Raw genomic sequence first — 17697 nt, 5'->3', positions numbered from 1 at the left:
GAATCTCAAAGCTTGTTGAATATAACTGCTACGATCATGCCCAAGTTGCCAAGCGCCGTTTGGCGATATATCCCGGTGGATTTGAAACGTAGAATTCGGCGCCACAATCCGCTAGCGCGGGCGGCGCTGAATTGATCAAGGCGCTGTATGTTGGCCAGCGGCATGCGATCACGCAGCTTGGTCAGCTCCTTGATATTTCGCTCGTTCCAGTCCTTCAAATGACCCCTGAATAGCATGCGGATACGCGTAAACCTGGCCAGTAATCCGCGGTTGGCCCCGATGAGGTTGCTATTGTGCTGTCGGTAACGCAAGGAGGGACGGGGATCATAGTGCACCCTGCCGCCACAGGCGGTTACCGCGAGATATACCCACCAATCATGGGCGGCGACGTCCACCTGGGGGCCGGCCTGCAGCAGCAGGCGGCGCGCAGCATCGTTGAATACCATGGTATTGCCACCAGCAATATTCTGGGCCAAGGCATTTTCAAACGCCGGAGGGCGGCAGAACAGTGGCGATAGGCCAGTGGCTTGGTCCTCTTCATTGACCAGTTGGGTACGAGTGCAGTACAGCGCGGGAGTATTGGGTGGCACCGTCTTTAGCCAATCGACTGCATTCTGGATTTTATCGTGATGCCAGATATCATCTTGATCGGAGAATGCATAAAAATCGGCCTGCACTTTGGGATTGCAGGTCAGTGCCATGAAGTTGCCGACGAAGCCGCGGCGAGGGCCTTCGAATACGCTGAGTTTGCCGGCGCCCCATTTCTGTTGGTAATCGGAAAGCATGGCGCGCGTGCCATCAGTGGAGCCATCGTCCGATACGGCCAATACCCAGTCGGGATGTGACTGAACCGCGAACGAATCCAATTGGCTCGCTAGGTATTTTTCGCCCTGATACGTGCACATCAGGATGGCAATTCTTTCACTCACGACTGCTCGTCTTAAATGTGTTAGGCTCTGCATGGCCTGAGCCTGGGACTGTTGCGAGGAACAGGGTATGATCGACTGAACGGCAGGCGTTCGGGCGAGGTCTGCAGGAAGACGACGACACACTTGTTGACGCCGTCGTCGGGCGGATAATGACCGGCTTTGAAGAGAGTTATGCCTGGTATTGCTTGTTGACCCAATCTCGGTATGCGCCGCTGGTTACATTGCGTACCCACTCCTGGTTTTGCAGATACCAGGTAATCGTTTTCCGAATACCGGTTTCAAATGTCTCCTCTGGGGTCCAGTTCAACTCGCGTTGCAAGCGTGTGGCATCGATGGCATAACGCCTGTCGTGGCCAGGGCGGTCTTGCACAAACGTGATCTGACTGGCGTACGATTTGCCATCTGGTCGAGGGCTTAGTTCATCCAGGAGCGTGCACAGGACGTGCACGACTTCCAGGTTGGTTTTTTCATTCCACCCGCCGACGTTGTAAGTTTCGCCGATCTTGCCAGCCTCGAGTACCCGACGAATGGCGCTGCAATGGTCGGTAACATAGAGCCAATCACGTATTTGCTGGCCATCGCCATAAATCGGCAGTGGCTTGCCGGCCAAGGCGTTGTGGATGATGAGCGGGATCAGCTTTTCGGGGAAGTGGTAAGGGCCGTAATTGTTCGAGCAATTGGTGGTGAGGACCGGCAGGCCGTAGGTGTGATGGTAGGCACGCACCAGATGGTCACTTGCGGCTTTGCTCGCGGAATAGGGGCTATTGGGCTCGTATCGGTTGTTTTCGTTGAACGCCGGGTCGTCTTTGGCCAGCGACCCGTAGACCTCGTCAGTCGATACATGCAGAAAACGGAAAACCTGTCGTGCGGCAGAGTCGAGGCCGCCGTAGTAGCTACGCACGGATTCCAGTAACTGGAAAGTGCCAACGATGTTGGTTTGAATGAACACGCCCGGCCCGTGTATGGAACGATCCACGTGGGATTCGGCCGCAAAATTCACGACCGCCCTCGGACGGTGTTGATCCAGCAGTCTGGATACCAGCGCAGCGTCGCCGATATCGCCCTGGACCAGCTGGTGACGGGGGTCGTCGTTCAGGGAGGCAAGGTTATTGGGGTTGCCGGCATACGTCAATTTGTCCAGGGTAATAATGGGCTCATCATGCTTCGCGAGCCAGTCCAGGACAAAATTAGAACCTATGAAACCGGCTCCGCCGGTGACAATAATACTCATTATTTATTGGATCCTTGAGCTGAGAGCGCGGTGCGCTAACCCGCTCGACAACCCATAATTATGCCGCAACTGTTCTGTCACCACCTAATAAATGAAACGGGCTGTTGCTTTGTGTCCGTGCGTTGCGCGCTCGCGCCTGGAGGCAGGCCGTCCCCCAGTTACTTGACCTTACGCTAGGCCCGAAGAGGGTTTGAATGATTGTCGATATGGCGAGGCAACTTTGCAGCGATGAATTCCAGCCTTGCGGCGCATCTGTCACTGCGTGTCGAGGCGCGACACGCGGCTGGTCCAGAACACGTCGGGCCGGCCTGCTTCGCGGTTCAGGTAGCGCGCCAGCACGAACATCAGGTCCGACAGACGGTTCAGATATTGCCGCACCGGCGCGTTCACCGCTTCCTCGCGCGCCAGCGCCACCACCGCACGCTCGGCGCGGCGGCAGGCGGTGCGCGCCAGATGGGCCTGCGCGGCCGCGCGCGAGCCGCCGGGGAGGATGAACTCGCGCAGGGGCGGCAGGGCCGCGTTGTAATGCGCCAGCCGCGCATCCAGGTGCGCAACCTGGGCATCGGCCAGCGCGACGTGGCCGGGGATGCACAATTCGGCGCCCATATCGAACAAATCGTGTTGGATCGTGAGCAGATCGGCAGCGACGTCCGCCGGCATGGGTTCGGTCAGCAGCAGGCCGATGACGCTGTTCAATTCGTCTACATCGCCCAGCGCGGCGATGCGGGCCGCGTCCTTGGGCACGCGCGACCCGTCCCCCAGTCCGGTGCTGCCGTCGTCGCCGGTGCGGGTGGCAATGACTGAAAGGCGGTTGGCCATGAGATGTCCTTTGCAAACAACCGTCAGGATTGTTGCGTTATTACGGGGAAACTATTGCACAAGGGCGGTATCCTAGCATTGTGGAAAGCGGGCGCGCGGCAAGACCGGCACGGCGCTTTCATGGCAATCGGAGGATAGAGCATGGCTTTCAATCGCAAATACACCACGCCCATGGCCGTGGCCACCGCGATGGCCGTTGTGTCGCTGGCCACGCCGCTGGCGTTCGCGCAGCAGGCCGACGCCAGCGGCGAAGTGCGGCGCGTGGACCCGGGCGCGGGCAAGGTCACCATCAAGCACGACGCCATCAAGGCGCTCGACCTGCCGGCCATGACGCTGGTGTACGACGCCGATCCGGCGCTGCTGGCCAAGATCAAGGCCGGCGACAAGGTGCGTTTCACCGCCGAGCGCAAGGATGGCAAGTATGTGGTGACCTCGATCACCAATTGAACGGGCGCCGCGCGCGCCGATATGGCGCTCGCCTGGCACGGGAAGCTCCATCGCTGCCGCAGGCGCCGATATCGAGTTCCAACGCAAAAGCAAAAGGCCCACCGCAATCGCTTGCGGCGGGCCTTCGTGTCTGTGCCGCCGGCCAGGGCCGGGGCGCGGACCTTACAGCACGTAGCGGGCCAGGTCCTGGCTGCTGGCGGCTTCGGCCAACTGCGCGTTGACGTAGGCGGCGTCGATCTTCACCGTCTTGTTGCTGGAGGCGGTGGCGTCGAACGACAGTTCGTCCAGCAGCTTTTCCATCACGGTGTAGAGGCGGCGGGCGCCGATGTTCTCGGTGGTCTCGTTGACCTCGTAGGCCAGTTCGGCCAGGCGGCGCACGCCTTCGTCGGTGAATTCCAGCTGCACGTCCTCGGTGGCCAGCAGCGCTGTGTATTGCTTGGTCAGCGAGGCGTCGGTATCGCCCAGGATGCGCACGAAGTCCTCGGCCGTCAGCGATTCCAGTTCGACGCGGATCGGGAAGCGGCCCTGCAGCTCGGGAATCAGGTCGGACGGGCGCGCCAGGTGGAAGGCGCCCGAGGCGATGAACAGGATGTGGTCGGTGCGGACCATGCCGTAGCGCGTGTTGACGGTGGTGCCTTCGACCAGCGGCAGCAGGTCGCGCTGCACGCCCTGGCGCGAGACGTCGGCGCCGCCGCTTTCCTGGCGCGCAGCGATCTTGTCGATCTCGTCCAGGAACACGATGCCGTTCTGCTCGACGTTGTTGATGGCGACGGTGCGCAGGTCTTCCTCGTTGATGCGCTTGGCGGCTTCCTCGTCGACGATCAGCTTGAAGGCTTCGCGCACCTTCATCTTCTTGGACTTCTTTTTGTCGCGCGCCAGGCCGGCGAACATGCCGCGCAGCTGCTCGGCCATTTCTTCCATGCCTGGAGGCGTCATGACGTCCATCTGCGGCGCGGCCTGGGCCACTTCGATTTCGATCTCAAGATCGTCGATCTTGCCTTCGCGCAGGCGCTTGCGGAAGGTCTGGCGAGCGCTGTTGTCTTCACCGCGCTCGGGCTCTCCCGAGGCGCCGCGGGGCGGCGGCACCAGGGCGTCGAGGATGCGGTCTTCGGCGGCGTCCTCGGCCTGGGTGCGCACGCGGCGCATTTCCAGCTCGCGGGTCTGCTTGATCGAGTATTCGGTCAGGTCGCGGATGATGGTGTCGACGTCGCGGCCGACGTAGCCCACCTCGGTGAACTTGGTGGCCTCGATTTTGATGAACGGCGCGTTGGCCAGCTTGGCCAGGCGGCGCGCGATCTCGGTCTTGCCCACGCCGGTGGGGCCGATCATCAGGATGTTCTTGGGGTGGATCTCGTGGCGCAGCGGCTCGGCCACCTGCTGGCGGCGCCAGCGGTTGCGCAGGGCCACCGCCACCGCGCGCTTGGCGCGGTTCTGGCCGACGATGTACTTGTCGAGTTCGGAGACGATCTCTCCGGGCGTCATGTTGGAAGCGGACATGAGGGCGGATCCTTGAAGCGGGGCGATGCTGGGAGGACGGGCCGCGGCGCCGGGTGGGCGCCGCGAGGCGCGCGTCAGTCGCCCAGCGTCTCGATGACGTGGTTCTGGTTGGTGTAGATGCAGAGGTCGCCGGCGATCTCGAGCGATTGCTTGACGATGGTCTCGGGCGCCAGGTCGGTATTGCGCAGCAGCGCCAGCGCGGCGGACTGGGCATAGGCCCCGCCCGAGCCGATGGCGGCCAGGCCGTGCTCGGGTTCGAGCACGTCGCCGTTGCCGGTCAGCACCAGCGTGTGCTCGGCGTCGGCCACGATCAGCATGGCTTCGAGCCGGCGCAGGACGCGGTCGGTGCGCCAGTCGCGGGTCAGTTCGACGGCCGCGCGCATCAGGTTGCCCTGGTGCTTTTCGAGCTTGGCCTCGAAACGCTCCTGCAGCGTGAATGCGTCGGCGGTGGCGCCGGCGAAGCCGGCCAGGATCTTGTCGTGGTACAGGCGGCGGATCTTGCGCGCCGTGCCTTTGATGACGATGTTGCCCAGGGTGACCTGGCCATCGCCGCCCAGTGCGACGCGGTTGCCGCGGCGCACACACACGATGGTGGTGGCGTGAAATTGTTCCATGCGTTCCTTCCTTTGAAAGGACTAGCTGGGGGCGAAGCGAACGAAATCAAGGCTTGCGGGCCGAGGAAGAATGGAGGCGCCCACGCCGCGCCTTCTGCCGGCCGCCTTTCCCGGTGAGAGGGGCATTCTTGGCATGAGGCGGCCCAGCAATGAAAAAAAGGCCATGCTGGAAACCAGCATAGCCTTTCGATGTGGCGCTTGAATAACGGGACGGATCAGTCGCCGTACAGCTTCTGCCGCATTTCGCGCCGTTCCTGCGCTTCCAGCGACAGGGTGGCGGTGGGGCGGGCCAACAGGCGCGGGATGCCGATGGGTTCGCCGGTTTCCTCGCACCAGCCGTATTCGCCGCTGTCGATGCGGGCGATGGACTGTTGCACCTTCTTGAGCAGCTTGCGTTCGCGATCGCGGGTGCGCAGCTCCAGGGCGTGTTCTTCCTCGATGGTGGCGCGGTCGGCGGGATCGGGCACGAACTGCGTTTCACGCAGGTGCTCGGTGGTTTCGCCGGCGTTGGCCAGGATGTCCTGTTCGAGTTGTTTGAGCCGTTCCTTGAAGAACGCCAGTTGGCGTTCGTTCATGTAGTCGGACTCGGGCATGGCCAGCAATTCCTTCTCGCTGGGCAGATCAATCGCCGTATCGCTCGTCGACTTGCTTGATTTTTTGGTTGCTGCCTTGGTAGCCATGAAAACACTCCACTATGAATCGATCCTGGCGCGGGCTTGTCTTCCCGGTCCGTGTTTGCTGCCTACGCTATTCGTACCCTCACAGTACTGCCTTCGTCGCACCGCGTCACGTATCCAAAAAGGGGATTACCCCGCCAGGCACTGCTCCAAGCCCCGGGTGAAAATCTCCTGGGGCAGCTTGCGGCCGATGAAGACCATCTTGGTGGACGGCTTTTCGGCCGCGGTCCACGGTTTGCCGGGTTCGGCGCCCATCATCATGTGCACACCCTGGAACAACATGCGGCGGTTGATGCCCTTCATGTACAGGATGCCCTTGTAACGCAACAGGTCCGGGCCATAGACCTGCACCACGCCGCCCAGGAATTCCTCGAGGCGAGCAGGATCGAACGGCTTGTTGGAGCGGAACACGAAGGCGCCGATCTCGTCGTCGTGCTTGGGGTGGTGATGATGCGCGTGATTGCAGTGCGCCCCGCATTCGCCGTCGTGATCGTGGTCATGGTCGTGACCGTGGTGGTCGTGGCCGTGATCATGATCGTGGCCGTGCCCGTGGGCATGGCTGTGGGCGGCATCGGGGTGCTCATCGGCCAGGAAGTCCGGGTCGATGTCCAGAATGGAATTCAGGTTGAAGCCGCTGATATCGATGATCGACTTCAGGTCGGCGTCGCCGAAGTTGACCGGCGTGATGGGCGCGCGCGGGTTCATCCGCAGCAGGCGGTTGCGCAGCGCTTCGTAGTCGACGTCGTTGACCAGGTCCTTCTTGGAGATCAGGATGCGGTCCGCGAAGCCGACCTGCTTCTGCGCTTCGGGTTGTTCGTCCAGCGTCGCCATGCCGTGTTTGGCGTCGACCACCGTGACCACCGCGTCCAGGCGGTAGTACTCGGCGATGTCGTCGTCCATGAAGAACGTCTGGCACACCGGGCCGGGGTTGGCCATGCCGGTGGTTTCCAGGATGACGCGTTCGAAATTCAGGGCGCCGGCCTCGCGCTTGGCGCGCAGGTCGGACAGGGTGCGCATCAGGTCGCCGCGCACCGTGCAGCAGACGCAGCCGTTGGACAGCTCGATGATTTCTTCATCGCTGTCCTGGACCAGCAGGTCGTTGTCGATGCTTTCCGGTCCGAATTCGTTTTCGATGACGGCGACGCGACGGCCGTGGAATTCGGTCAGGATGCGTTTGAGCAGGGTGGTCTTGCCCGCACCGAGAAAGCCGGTGAGGATGGTGACGGGAACCATTTTGTCCAAACTGCGCGGGGTGTTCATGGCGAAGCTGCTTGCGTGAAGTAAAGGCGGTTAAACACGGGGGTCAAGCGCTGGGTCTGGCGGCCGGCAGTGGGTGCCGAGTGCCTGCCAGACATCGCTCGACCGATGTTACTGCCACAGGCTGCGAGGGCCGCCTATCGCGGCCGGACGCAGGATTACAGCACAGTCGGGGGCGGGGGGCAAACCCCGGGCCAACCCGGGGGCCGTAGCCGCCCAGATCGCGGCTGTACGCCGTCAAGTATCGGGCGATATCACTATTTTGGGGCAATTTTCCGGATTTCAAGGGCCGGATGGAAAGCGCGCGACGAGCGAGGCGTCGGCCCCCGCTGCCTGATCGCCTGTGGCGGGTCCGGCAGCGGGCAGGGACAGGCCCCGTCAGTGATGGTGGTGATGATGCCCGGCGTCCGCGGGCTGCTTCTTCTGGCACTGCGGGCAGAGGGCCCGGATCTCGGTCTCGTGGGTGGCCAGCACATAGCCGGTCTGGGCCACGCGTTCGGCCAGTTGGCGGCTCATGGCGGGATCGGAGATCTCGGCGACCGCGCCGCACGCGGTACAGACCACCAGCAGGTCGTGCGGCGCGCCGCCGACGTCGTGGCAGGCGCTCCAGGCGTTGACGGCATCCAGGCGGTGGATCAGGCCTTCGTCCATCAGGAAGTCGAGGGCGCGGTAGACCGTGGGAGGCGCGGCGCCAGGGTGCACTTCGCGCATGGCGTCGAGCAACTCGTAGGCCTTGAGGCTGCGGCCGTGGCGTAGCAGCAGCTCGAGCACCTTGCGGCGGATGGGCGTGAGGCGGCGGCCGCGCTGTTCGCACAGCGCTTCAGCGACGCTGAGTTGGGCACCTACGGTGTCAGTGCGGGGAGAACGGGGTGGAGCGGGCATGGCGGGCTTCATCTGAATAGGGACGCGCGCGACGCGCGAGATGTCAGGAAGGTAGCAGAAAACAACTGGCTACGGGCAAAACCAACCGATCCCGGTTTATTAGTTATGATATAACATAATATGCTCAATCAGCCGGCGCCATTTTCCAGTTTTTGCTGCTTGCCGTTTCCATGTCCCGCTCTTCGCTTCTACCCCCGCACCGCGGCAATGCGCCGGACCCGTGCACTTCCTTCCGTTCCGCCTTCCTCGCTTCCGCTTGGCGCCGCATGGCCTATGCGGTGGCCGCGGCCGCTGCCCTGTGGGCGTTGACCGGCTGGGCACTGGACTGGTGGCCGCGATGAAGGCCGCGCCGGTCGCCATCGAACTGTGCAATGCGTCCTTCGGCTGGCACGGGCATACGGCCCTGCGCGGCATCTCGGGCCGTTTCGAGCCCGGCGCGATGACAGCCGTGGTGGGCCCCAACGGCGCCGGCAAGTCGACGCTGATCAAGGGAATCATGGGGGTGCTGCGGCCCATGGCCGGCAGCGTCACCATCGGTGGCGCGGGGCGGTCCGAATTGGCCTGGCTGCCGCAGGCCGCCGAACTCGACCGCGCCTTTCCCGCCAAGGTCCTGGACCTGGTGGCGCTGGGCGCCTGGCGCCGGGTCGGCAGTTGGCGCCGCTACGGTCGCGAGGAAATCGACCGCTGCATGCACGCGCTGGAGACCGTGGGCCTGGCGGACATGGCCGGCCGCGGCATCGACACGCTGTCCGGTGGCCAGATGCAGCGCACGCTTTTTGCCCGCATGTTGGTTCAGGATGCGCCCGTGCTGATGCTGGACGAACCGTTCACCGCCGTCGATAGCCATACCGCCGACGAATTGATGGCCCTGCTTTGCGACCTGCACGGGCAGGGACGCTCGGTCATCGCCGTGTTGCATGACCTGGACCTGGTGCGCGATCACTTTCCGCAATGCCTGCTCCTGTCCGGTTCGGTGGTGGCCTGGGGCGAGACCGGGATGGCGCTGAGCGAGACGCACCTGAGAACGGCGCGCCAATGGCATACGAGGGCCTTCGCATGACGGCGCTGCAATGGGCCGTGGCGCCCTTTCTCGACTACGGTTTCATGCGGCGCGCGCTGGCCGGCGCCAGCGCCCTTTCCCTGGGCGCGGCGCCGCTGGGCGTATTCCTGGTGCTGCGGCGCATGAGCCTGATGGGCGATGCCATGTCGCACGCCATCCTGCCGGGCGTGGCGGCGGGCTTCCTGCTGTCCGGCCTGTCGCTCGGCGCCATGATGCTGGGCGGCATCGTCACCGGGCTGGCCGTGGCCCTGCTGGCGGGGTTGGTGGCTCGGCTCACGCCGTTGCGCGAAGACGCCAGTTTTGCCGCGTTCTACCTGATCTCGCTGGGCCTGGGGGTTCTGCTGGTGTCGCTGCGCGGCTCCAACATGGACTTGCTGCACGTGCTGTTCGGCACGGTGCTGGGGCTCGATGACGATGCGCTGTTGCTGGTGACGGCGACCGCCAGCGTCACGCTGCTGGCGCTGGCCGGGCTCTACCGCCTGCTGGTGGCCGAGTGCCTGGACCCTGGTTTCCTGCGCGCCAGCGGCGGCCGGGGCGGCTGGGTGCACATGAGCTTCCTGGTGCTGGTGGTGGTGAACCTGGTGGCCGGGTTCCAGGTGCTGGGCACGCTGATGGTGGTCGGCATCATGATGCTGCCGGCCGCGGCCGCCCGATTCTGGATGCGCTCCGCGGCCGGCCAGATCCCCCTGGCCGCCGGTATCGGCGTGACCGCCTCGATCGTCGGCCTGCTGGTGTCCTACCACTTCAACGTGCCGGCCTCGCCCGCCATCATTCTGGCGGCGGGTGTCTGTTATCTGTTTTCCATCGTTGGCGGCCCGCATGGCGGGCTGCTGCGGGCGTCGCGCCGATCGCGCCGGGCCTGAACCTCAAGGAGATTCGCTATGCGTTCCATTCTGCCGGCGCTGTCGCGCCGCCGCGCCTTACTCGCGGCGGCCGGCTTGTGGCTGTCCGCGACCTTTGGCGCGGCGCATGCCGCCGAACCGTTGCCGGTCGTGGCCAGTTTCTCGATCCTCGGCGACATCGTGCGCGAGGTCGGCGGCGCTGACGTCCGGCTTGACATCCTGGTCGGGCCGGACGGCGACGCCCATGAATACGAACCCACTCCAGGCGATGCCAAGAAGCTGGCGGCAGCCAAGGTACTGTTCGTCAACGGCCTGGACTTCGAGGCCTGGTTGCCGCGACTGGTCAAGGCGTCCGGTTTCAACGGGGCCACCGTGGTGGCATCCCGGGGCGTGACGCCGCGCAAGTTCGCCGGCCATGGCGACAAGGAGCATGGCCATGGCGCCGACCACCACGACCACGATCATGGCCATGCCCATGGCGCGGATGACGGCCACCATCATCATGGCGACGCCGATCCGCACGCGTGGCAGAACCTGGCCAACGGCGTGATCTATGCGCGCAATGTCGCCGAGGGCCTGGCCGCGGCCGACCCGGCTCACGCCGATGCCTACCGCAAGCGCGCCGACGCCTATGTCGCCCGGCTGCAGGCCGCCGATGCCGCCGCGCGCAAGACCTTCGCCGCGATTGCGGCCGAGCGCCGCAAGGTGGTCACGTCGCACGATGCCTTCGGCTATTTCGGCGATGCCTACGGCGTGGACTTCATCGCCGCGATGGGCATCTCGACCGCGGCCGAGCCGTCCGCTGGCGACGTCGCGCGCATCATCGAGCAGGTCAAGCGCGACAAGGTGCCGGCGGTGTTTGTCGAGAACATCACCAGCCCGCGCCTGGTGCAGCAGATCGCGCGCGAAACCGGCGCCAAGGTGGGTGGTACGCTGTATTCCGATGCGCTGTCCAAGCCCGGACAGCCCGGCGCCACCTATCTGGAAATGTTTGAATGGAACGTACGTCAGCTCGCCGCGGCCTTGCAGCCCTGAGCGCCATGGCGGGCGCGCTGGCGGCCACCGCCGCCAGCGCGCATCCCCATATGTGGATCGACGCCCGCGCGGTGATCGACCTGGACGAACAGCATCGGGTCACCGCGGTGCGGCAGGTCTGGCAGTTCGATGAGATGTTCGGCGCCTATGCCACGCAGGGGCTCAAGAAGGGTAAGGGTGGCACGCTGCCCGACGACACCCTGAAGGGCATGGCGCAGGATTGGATGAAGGCGCTGGGCGAGCCGGTGTCGCACTATTTCACGCGTGTCACCGTGGCGGGCAAGAGTGCGGCGTTCGCCGCGCCGCGCGATGCGCGCGTGACCTGGAATCCGAAGACCGGGCGGTTGGCGCTGGCGTTCACGTTGCCGCTGGCCGAACCCGTCGCGCCGGACGCCGCGGGGGCGCAGGTCGATATCTACGATCCGACGTACTTCGTTGCCTACGCCTTCGATGAAAAGGGGGCGGTCGCGCTGGAAGGGCCTGGCGCGGCAGCCTGCAAGCAGGCTTACCGCAAGCCCAAGGAACTGGATTGGAACACCATGCAGCAGTTGGCCGCGATCCCGGCCGATCCGGAGGCGTTGCCCGAGGAGCTTTTCGCCATCACCAAGGGCCTGACGCATCGTATCGAGGTGCAATGCCCGTAGCGCGCGGCCGTCCGCCAACCGTCACGCTCGCGTGGCTGCTGGCCCTGTTCGTTGCGTTGGCCTGGGCAGGGGAGGCAGCGGCGCAGGGCGCGCATCCCTTCGGCGTGCCCGAGAGCGGCGGCGCAGGCCTGGGCGGTCCCGGCTGGCTGGCGGGCTTTTTCGGCCAGGTGTCGGCATGGCAGACCCATTTCTACCGCCAACTCACGGCGGCGGTGCGCGCCTGGCAGGCCGATGGCGGCGGCTGGCTGCTGATTGGCCTGTCGTTCGCCTATGGCGTGTTCCATGCCCTGGGGCCGGGCCATGGCAAGGCGGTGATTTCGTCGTATGTGCTGGCCAATCGACAGACCGCCCGCAATGGCGCGCTGCTGGCGTTGCTGTCGTCATTGGTGCAGGCCTTGGTGGCGATTTCGATGGTGGCGGTGCTGGCGCTGGTGTTCAACGCCACGGCGGCTTCCATGAACCAGGCGACACGCTGGCTGGAGCTGGCGTCGTATGCGCTGGTAACGCTGTTGGGGGCGTGGCTGGTGTGGGTCAAGGCGATCAGGCCGCTGTGGCGGCGACGGTCGTCCGCCGCGCGTGTCGCGTCTGCGCCGGCCCGGCCCGCGGCGCCGGCGGTCGCCGGCGGGCCGGGATTGAAGGGCGCCGCGGCGCTGCGCGCGATCACGGTGCAGGCCGCCGCGCCACGCGCTCAGCCGGCGCTCCACGAACACGCACACGTCCATGGGCACCACCGCCATGATCACCCGCATCATGACGACGCCTGCGGCTGCGGCCATGCCCACGTGCCGCCGGCGGAGCAGATGGCGGGGCCGTTGAACTGGCGCCGCGCCGGGTCCGCCATTCTTGCCGTGGGCCTGCGCCCGTGCAGTGGCGCGCTGATCGTGCTGGTATTCGCGCTGTCGCAGGGGTTTTACCTGGCGGGCGTGGCTTCGGCGCTGGCGATGGGCCTGGGCACGGGCTTGACCGTGGCGGCGCTGGCCTGCCTGGCGGTCGCGGCCGGGGGCGCGGCGGATGCGCTGGGCACGCGCCTGTCGAGCGCGGCGGCGGCGCGGCTGCGCTACGCGGTGGAAGCGTTGGCCGCGCTGGCGGTGCTGGCGTTGGGCGTGCTGCTGCTGGGCGGCATGCTGGCAGGGGGCGGTTGAACGCGCGCCGGTCTCAGGACTTGCGACCGGCGCGAGGATGCGCCTGGTCGTAGGCGCGCGCCAGGTGCTGGAAGTCGAGCCGGGTATAGATCTGGGTGGTGGAGATGTTGGCGTGGCCCAGCATTTCCTGCACGGCGCGCAGGTCCTGGGCCGATTGCAGCACGTGGCTGGCGAAGCTGTGGCGCAGCACGTGCGGATGCACGTGGGTTGGCAGGCCGGCGGCCTGCGCGATGTGCGCCAGCTGCAGTTGCACGACGCGCGGCGAGATGCGCCGACCGCGCGCGCCCAGGAACAGCGCGGCGGCGTCGTCCGCCGACGCCGCCGGCGGCGCCAGTTGCGGGCGCGCCTCGATCCAGCGCCGCAGCGCCGCCAGGGCGGCCTGGCCGACCGGAACCGACCGGCGTTTGCCGCCCTTGCCCAGCACGATGACCTCGGCTTCGTCCAGGTTCAGCCAGCCGCGCGATTCGTGGTCGGCCGAGCGTGTGTAGCGCAGATCCAGCCCGACCAGTTCCGACAGGCGCAGGCCGCTGGAATACAGCAACTCGAACATGGCCTGGTCGCGCAGCGCGGCCGGCTCGGTCGCGACCTTTGCCGGCGCGCGGTCGAGCAGGGCCTGGGTCTGCTCCACCGACAAGGCCTTGGGCAGGCCGCGAGGCGCCTTGGGCGCGCGCACGCCGGCCACCGGATTGCCGGCCAGCCCGATGGCGGGCGCCCACCATTGGTAGAAGCCGCGCCAGGCCGCCAGCGTGCGGGCCAGGCTGCGCGGGCCGCGGCCCTGGGCGTGCAGTCGTGCGACGAATTGCCGGATGTGGCCGTTGCCGAGCTGGTCGAGCGGCAGTCTGGCGCGTTTGGCCAGCGCATGCAGGAAACGCAGTTCGCGCCGGTAGCCGTCCAGCGTGTGGGGAGAATAACGGCGGTTGCTTTCCAGATGGCGCAGCCAGGCGGCCATCGGATCGGGCAGGGGAGCATCCGGCGCCGGATCCTGCATGGCGTGTTCCGGGGCTCCCGTGCTCATGGTGCGCTTACGCCTTGGGCGCGGCCGGGTTCAACCGGTGCAGCGCGGCCGAGGCCAGCTGGCCGATGGATTCGAGGAACGCGGTGCCCATCTCGGGCGTAAAGCGTTCGGCGTCGTCCGAACCCAGCACCAGCAATCCGACGCTGGCGCCGTCGGCCTCCAGGCGCAGCGGCACCAGCGCCAGCGATTTGGGCTTGGCGTCCAGCCAGGCGACCGCCTCGAAGGCCGTGTCGGTGCCGCAATAGGGCGTCTTCAGGCTGTCGGTGAAAGTGCGCACGTCCTGGCTGACGGGTTCGCCGTAGCCGGTCTCGGGCAGTTCGGGCAGGTTCCACAGGCGCAACGCCACGTGGTTCAGGTCGAATTGTTCGGCCAGGCCCAGGGCGATCTCGCCGGGCACACGCTGCGGGTCAGGTTCGGACAACAGGCGGCAGCACCACTTGGAAATGTGGCCGCCGATGGTTTCGTTGGCGGTGGCGTTGCGCACCAGTTCGTTCAGGCGCCACTCGAGTTCGCGATTGCGTTCGCGCAGTGTGAGGATCTGGCGTTCGCCCAGCGAGATGGCGCGCGAGCCGTGCGGATGCGGCACCTGCAGCGTGGCGAAAACGTCGGCGTGCTGGTCGAAGAAGCCGGGGTGTTCCTGCAGGAAAGTGGCGATGTCCTGGGCGGTGAAAGCGGTATCGGTCATGGGGTTATCGGTTCAGCGCCATGGAGAAGACGAGCTTGTCGATATCGACCTGGCCCGTGAAGACGGATTCGGCGGGGCCGGTCATGCGCAGCTGGTCGCCATTCCAGGCGATGGTCAGCACGCCGCCGCGCGTCTGCACGCGCACCGGGGAATCGAGCAGGCCGCGGCGGATGCCGGCGGCGACGGCGGCGCAGGCGCCGGTGCCGCAGGCCAGCGTTTCGCCGGCGCCGCGTTCGTGCACGCGCAGGCGGATGTGGTGGCGATCGACGATCTGCATGAAGCCGGCGTTGACGCGGCGGGCGAAGCGCGGGTGGTTTTCGATCAGCGGGCCGACGATGGCGACGGGCGCGGTTTCGACGTTGTCCACCACCTGCACGGCGTGCGGGTTGGAGATGGCCACGGCCGACAGGGCCACGCCGCGCGGCAGGCCGGCGGGCACGTCGAGCTCCAGCTGCCAGAGTGTGTCCTGGCCTTCGGTGCGCGAGGCCAGGCCAGCCGTGTCGAACGGCAACGCGGCCGGGTCGAAACGGGTGCTGCCCATGTCGACGGTGACCTGCTCGTCGTCGCCTTCGTCCAGCACCAGGATGCCGGTGGCGATCTCGGCGCGCAGGGGGTTGCGGTCGGACAGGCCCTGTTCGTGCACGAAACGCACGAAGCAGCGCGCGCCGTTGCCGCAGTGTTCGACTTCGCTGCCATCGGCGTTGAAGATGCGATAGCGGAAGTCGGCGTCGGGCCGGGTGGCGCGTTCGACCAGCAGGATCTGGTCGGCGCCGATGCCGAAGTGACGGTCGCCCAGGGCGCGGGCGCGCTCGGGCGTCATCTCGATGGCCTGGCGGACCCCGTCGAGGACGACGAAATCGTTGCCCGCGCCGTGCATTTTGGTGAAGTTCCAGTTCATGGGGGGATTATCGCCCATTCTGGCCGGGGAAACCGCTTTCGCGCGGCCCCGGGGGGAACTCGGATGCGGGTCAGTAGATCTTGGGTTCGCCCGGCGGGCGCGTCTTGAAGCGGCGGTGCACCCAGTAGTACTGGCTGGGGCAGCGGCGCACCCAGGCTTCCAGTTCGCGGTTCAGGCGCGCGGTGGCCTCTTCCAGCGAGTCGTCGCCGGGGAAGTTCTCCAGCGGCGGCAGGACTTCCGCGTGATAGCGGCCGGTTTCGGGGTTCCAGAAGTCCAGGATCGGCAATACCGCCGCGTCCCATTTCTTGGCCAGCTGGGCGGTGGCCAGCAGTGTGGCCGCCTGCACGCCGAAGAAAGGCGCGAACACCGCGCCCTGGCGGCCGAAGTCCATGTCGGGCAGGTAGTACACCGGCCGCGGCGCGCGCAGGTGGCGGATCAGTTCGCGCACGCCATCCTTGCGGCTGACCAGGAACACCTCGTTGAAGCGGGCGCGCCCGGCGGCCACCACCGCATCGATGTGCGGATCGCTTTGCGGCGTGTACATGGTGGCCGCGCTTGGCACTTCCATGGTGAGCCGGGTCGCGGCCGCGTCCAGGCCGATGAAGTGCGGCGCCAGCAGGATCACCGAGCGGCCCTGGGCGGTCAGGTCGTTGATGCGTTCGGCGCCGCTCTGCGTGACCATGTCCTTGATGGCTTCGGGCGTGCCGTACCACAGCACGCCACGGTCGACGATGGATTGCGCCAGCGCCCGGAAGTGTTCGCGCACCCAGCGTTCGCGCACTTCCTCGGGCTGGTCCGGAAAGCACAGCTCGAGATTGCGGCGCACGATGCGGGTGCGCGACTTGGCCAGGCGCATGGCCAGCCAGCCGAGCGCGGCGCCGATACGCAGGCGCGTGGACGGCCGCATGCGGCCGAACCATTTCAGCAGGTTGACCAGCGTGCGCGTTTTGGATTCGTTCATGGGCGGATTGTGGGGCTTGGGACCAGGGCGGCGGCGGGGCGGCGGCGTCAGCGGGAGGCCGTGGCCGTGTCCTCGGCGGGCGCGGGCGGGGCGCCGCGCGGGGTCTTGTAGCGGTTGTAGCTCCAGAGATACTGCTGCGGGCAGCGGCGGATCAGCGTTTCCATGGCGGCGTTGAGCAGCGCGGCCTGGGCCTGCGGGTCCGCCGGCAGCGGCTCGGGCACCCGCACGTAGTGGATGCGCCAGCCACGGCCGTCCGGCAGGCGTTCCCCGGCGGTCAGGATGATCGGCACGCCGGTCTGGGTGGCCAGCTTGCCGGGCAAGGTCATGGTGTAGGCCATGCGTCCGAAAAATGGCGCCCAGACGCCGTCGCCGACGCCCGGCGCCTGGTCCGGCAGCATGCCGACCGATTCGCCGCGGCGCAGGGCACGCACGAATTCCCGCACCCCTTGCATGGTGGCGGGCACGGCATTGACGGCCGAACTGTTGCGCGCGGTTTCCAGCAGCGGCGCCAGGATATCCTTGCGCGGCGGGCGGAACATCACGGTCATGGGCATCAGGCGGGCCAGGTAGCGCGCGGTGATCTCGAAACAGCCCAGGTGCGGGGTCAGGAACAGGATGCCGCGGTTTTCGGCGCGGGCGGCTTCCACCACCGCGTTGTCGTCCGAGATGACCTGGGCCAGGCTTTGTTCATTGCGAAACCAGACTCGCGGCATTTCCAGGATCATGGCGCCGGCTTCGCCGGCCGCCCGGCGCGCGAAGGCCGCGTCCGGGTAGCCGGCCTGCGTGGCGTTGGCCCGCAGGCGGCGCCGGTACTTGCCCGGGAAGGCGTAGGCAATGCGGCCGAGCAGGCGCCCCAGCGCGTGCGCGACGGGCAGGGGCAGGGCGGCGAACAGGCGGAACAGGGCGAGCAGCATGCGGCAAATGAGTGATATCGGGCATGGTAATACCGGTACTCGAGGGAAAGACCCCACCCCCGGCACAAGCATAAGACCCGCATTTTCGCTTAAAATCGGCAGGTCGCCGAGTTAACCGACAACTTGCGGGGCGACGGCAAGGTCCAGG

General features: G+C 66.3%; 19 protein-coding genes. 6 read left to right on the top strand and 13 right to left on the bottom strand.

The genetic code is table 11. The features are described 5' to 3' along the window. Window positions 1–5: 5 nt before the first annotated feature. From AruCF_RS28005 to AruCF_RS27995, 3 genes are all read right to left on the bottom strand, one after another. On the bottom strand, window positions 6–929 hold the full coding sequence (locus AruCF_RS28005) for a glycosyltransferase family 2 protein (RefSeq protein WP_080977528.1): 924 nt from the start codon (window positions 927–929) through the stop codon (window positions 6–8). A 169-nt stretch (window positions 930–1098) separates the two neighbouring features. Continuing rightward, entirely contained in the window at window positions 1099–2160 is a 1062-nt protein-coding gene (rfbB, locus tag AruCF_RS28000; protein ID WP_049077088.1) for a dTDP-glucose 4,6-dehydratase, read from the bottom strand. Window positions 2161–2415: 255 nt separating this feature from the next. Then, on the bottom strand, window positions 2416–2979 hold the full coding sequence (locus AruCF_RS27995; protein WP_049077087.1) for a cob(I)yrinic acid a,c-diamide adenosyltransferase: 564 nt from the start codon (window positions 2977–2979) through the stop codon (window positions 2416–2418). Between the two features lie 141 nt (window positions 2980–3120). Between AruCF_RS27995 and AruCF_RS27990 the strand changes: the two genes are divergently transcribed. Beyond that, a complete protein-coding gene (locus tag AruCF_RS27990) occupies window positions 3121–3426 on the top strand; it encodes a copper-binding protein (RefSeq protein ID WP_049077086.1) in 306 nt (101 codons plus the stop codon). A gap of 162 nt (window positions 3427–3588) precedes the next feature. Here the strand turns inward: AruCF_RS27990 and hslU are convergent, their stop codons facing one another. The 5 genes from hslU to AruCF_RS27965 all read right to left on the bottom strand — a co-directional run bounded on the left by hslU (window position 3589) and on the right by AruCF_RS27965 (window position 8353). Continuing rightward, the gene (hslU, locus tag AruCF_RS27985; RefSeq protein ID WP_049077084.1) at window positions 3589–4923 is read right to left on the bottom strand and encodes an ATP-dependent protease ATPase subunit HslU; all 1335 of its coding nucleotides are present in this window, start codon (window positions 4921–4923) and stop codon (window positions 3589–3591) included. A gap of 74 nt (window positions 4924–4997) precedes the next feature. Next, a complete protein-coding gene (hslV, locus tag AruCF_RS27980) occupies window positions 4998–5537 on the bottom strand; it encodes an ATP-dependent protease subunit HslV (protein ID WP_006391917.1) in 540 nt (179 codons plus the stop codon). A 215-nt stretch (window positions 5538–5752) separates the two neighbouring features. Beyond that, a complete protein-coding gene (dksA, locus tag AruCF_RS27975) occupies window positions 5753–6217 on the bottom strand; it encodes an RNA polymerase-binding protein DksA (protein WP_006389752.1) in 465 nt (154 codons plus the stop codon). 126 nt (window positions 6218–6343) lie between these two features. After that, window positions 6344–7474, bottom strand: coding sequence for a CobW family GTP-binding protein (locus AruCF_RS27970; RefSeq protein WP_049077083.1), 1131 nt, complete (start codon window positions 7472–7474; stop codon window positions 6344–6346). A gap of 375 nt (window positions 7475–7849) precedes the next feature. Beyond that, complete coding sequence (locus AruCF_RS27965) at window positions 7850–8353, bottom strand: Fur family transcriptional regulator (protein WP_049077081.1); 504 nt, start codon at window positions 8351–8353, stop codon at window positions 7850–7852. A 337-nt stretch (window positions 8354–8690) separates the two neighbouring features. Here AruCF_RS27965 and AruCF_RS27955 point away from each other — a divergent pair, with 337 nt between their 5' ends. Genes AruCF_RS27955 through AruCF_RS27935 form a run of 5 tightly spaced genes read left to right on the top strand, consistent with a single transcriptional unit; the run spans window position 8691 to window position 13076 of the window. Further along, window positions 8691–9413, top strand: coding sequence for a metal ABC transporter ATP-binding protein (locus AruCF_RS27955; RefSeq protein WP_049077079.1), 723 nt, complete (start codon window positions 8691–8693; stop codon window positions 9411–9413). Beyond that, a complete protein-coding gene (locus AruCF_RS27950) occupies window positions 9410–10276 on the top strand; it encodes a metal ABC transporter permease (RefSeq protein ID WP_049077077.1) in 867 nt (288 codons plus the stop codon). The genes AruCF_RS27955 and AruCF_RS27950 overlap by 4 nt, the downstream gene beginning before the upstream one ends. An 18-nt stretch (window positions 10277–10294) precedes the next feature. Beyond that, window positions 10295–11290, top strand: a complete 996-nt coding sequence (locus AruCF_RS27945; RefSeq protein WP_049077075.1) for a metal ABC transporter substrate-binding protein — start codon at window positions 10295–10297, stop codon at window positions 11288–11290. Then, window positions 11251–11934 carry a DUF1007 family protein gene (locus AruCF_RS27940; RefSeq protein ID WP_049077073.1) on the top strand — a complete coding sequence of 228 codons (684 nt, stop codon included), beginning with the start codon at window positions 11251–11253 and terminating at the stop codon, window positions 11932–11934. The genes AruCF_RS27945 and AruCF_RS27940 overlap by 40 nt, the downstream gene beginning before the upstream one ends. Then, entirely contained in the window at window positions 11925–13076 is a 1152-nt protein-coding gene (locus AruCF_RS27935) for a nickel/cobalt transporter (RefSeq protein WP_049077071.1), read from the top strand. The genes AruCF_RS27940 and AruCF_RS27935 overlap by 10 nt, the downstream gene beginning before the upstream one ends. Window positions 13077–13089: 13 nt before the next feature. Here AruCF_RS27935 and xerC read toward each other — a convergent pair whose 3' ends face one another. The 5 genes from xerC to AruCF_RS27910 are packed head-to-tail and all read right to left on the bottom strand — an operon-like array spanning window position 13090 to window position 17549. Then, window positions 13090–14064, bottom strand: coding sequence for a tyrosine recombinase XerC (gene xerC, locus AruCF_RS27930; RefSeq protein ID WP_049077069.1), 975 nt, complete (start codon window positions 14062–14064; stop codon window positions 13090–13092). A gap of 34 nt (window positions 14065–14098) precedes the next feature. Further along, window positions 14099–14776: a DUF484 family protein gene (locus AruCF_RS27925; protein WP_049077067.1), complete on the bottom strand. Its 678-nt coding sequence runs from the start codon at window positions 14774–14776 to the stop codon at window positions 14099–14101. 4 nt (window positions 14777–14780) lie between these two features. Continuing rightward, window positions 14781–15692, bottom strand: a complete 912-nt coding sequence (gene dapF / locus AruCF_RS27920; protein ID WP_049077065.1) for a diaminopimelate epimerase — start codon at window positions 15690–15692, stop codon at window positions 14781–14783. Window positions 15693–15744: 52 nt separating this feature from the next. Then, complete coding sequence (locus AruCF_RS27915; RefSeq protein ID WP_049077062.1) at window positions 15745–16635, bottom strand: lysophospholipid acyltransferase family protein; 891 nt, start codon at window positions 16633–16635, stop codon at window positions 15745–15747. A 47-nt stretch (window positions 16636–16682) separates the two neighbouring features. Continuing rightward, window positions 16683–17549, bottom strand: a complete 867-nt coding sequence (locus tag AruCF_RS27910; RefSeq protein ID WP_049077060.1) for a lysophospholipid acyltransferase family protein — start codon at window positions 17547–17549, stop codon at window positions 16683–16685. Window positions 17550–17697 lie beyond the last annotated feature (148 nt).

Source organism: Achromobacter ruhlandii, assembly GCF_002082135.1.
Taxonomy (GTDB): domain Bacteria; phylum Pseudomonadota; class Gammaproteobacteria; order Burkholderiales; family Burkholderiaceae_B; genus Achromobacter; species Achromobacter ruhlandii.
This window is presented reverse-complemented; position numbering and strand designations above follow the sequence as displayed.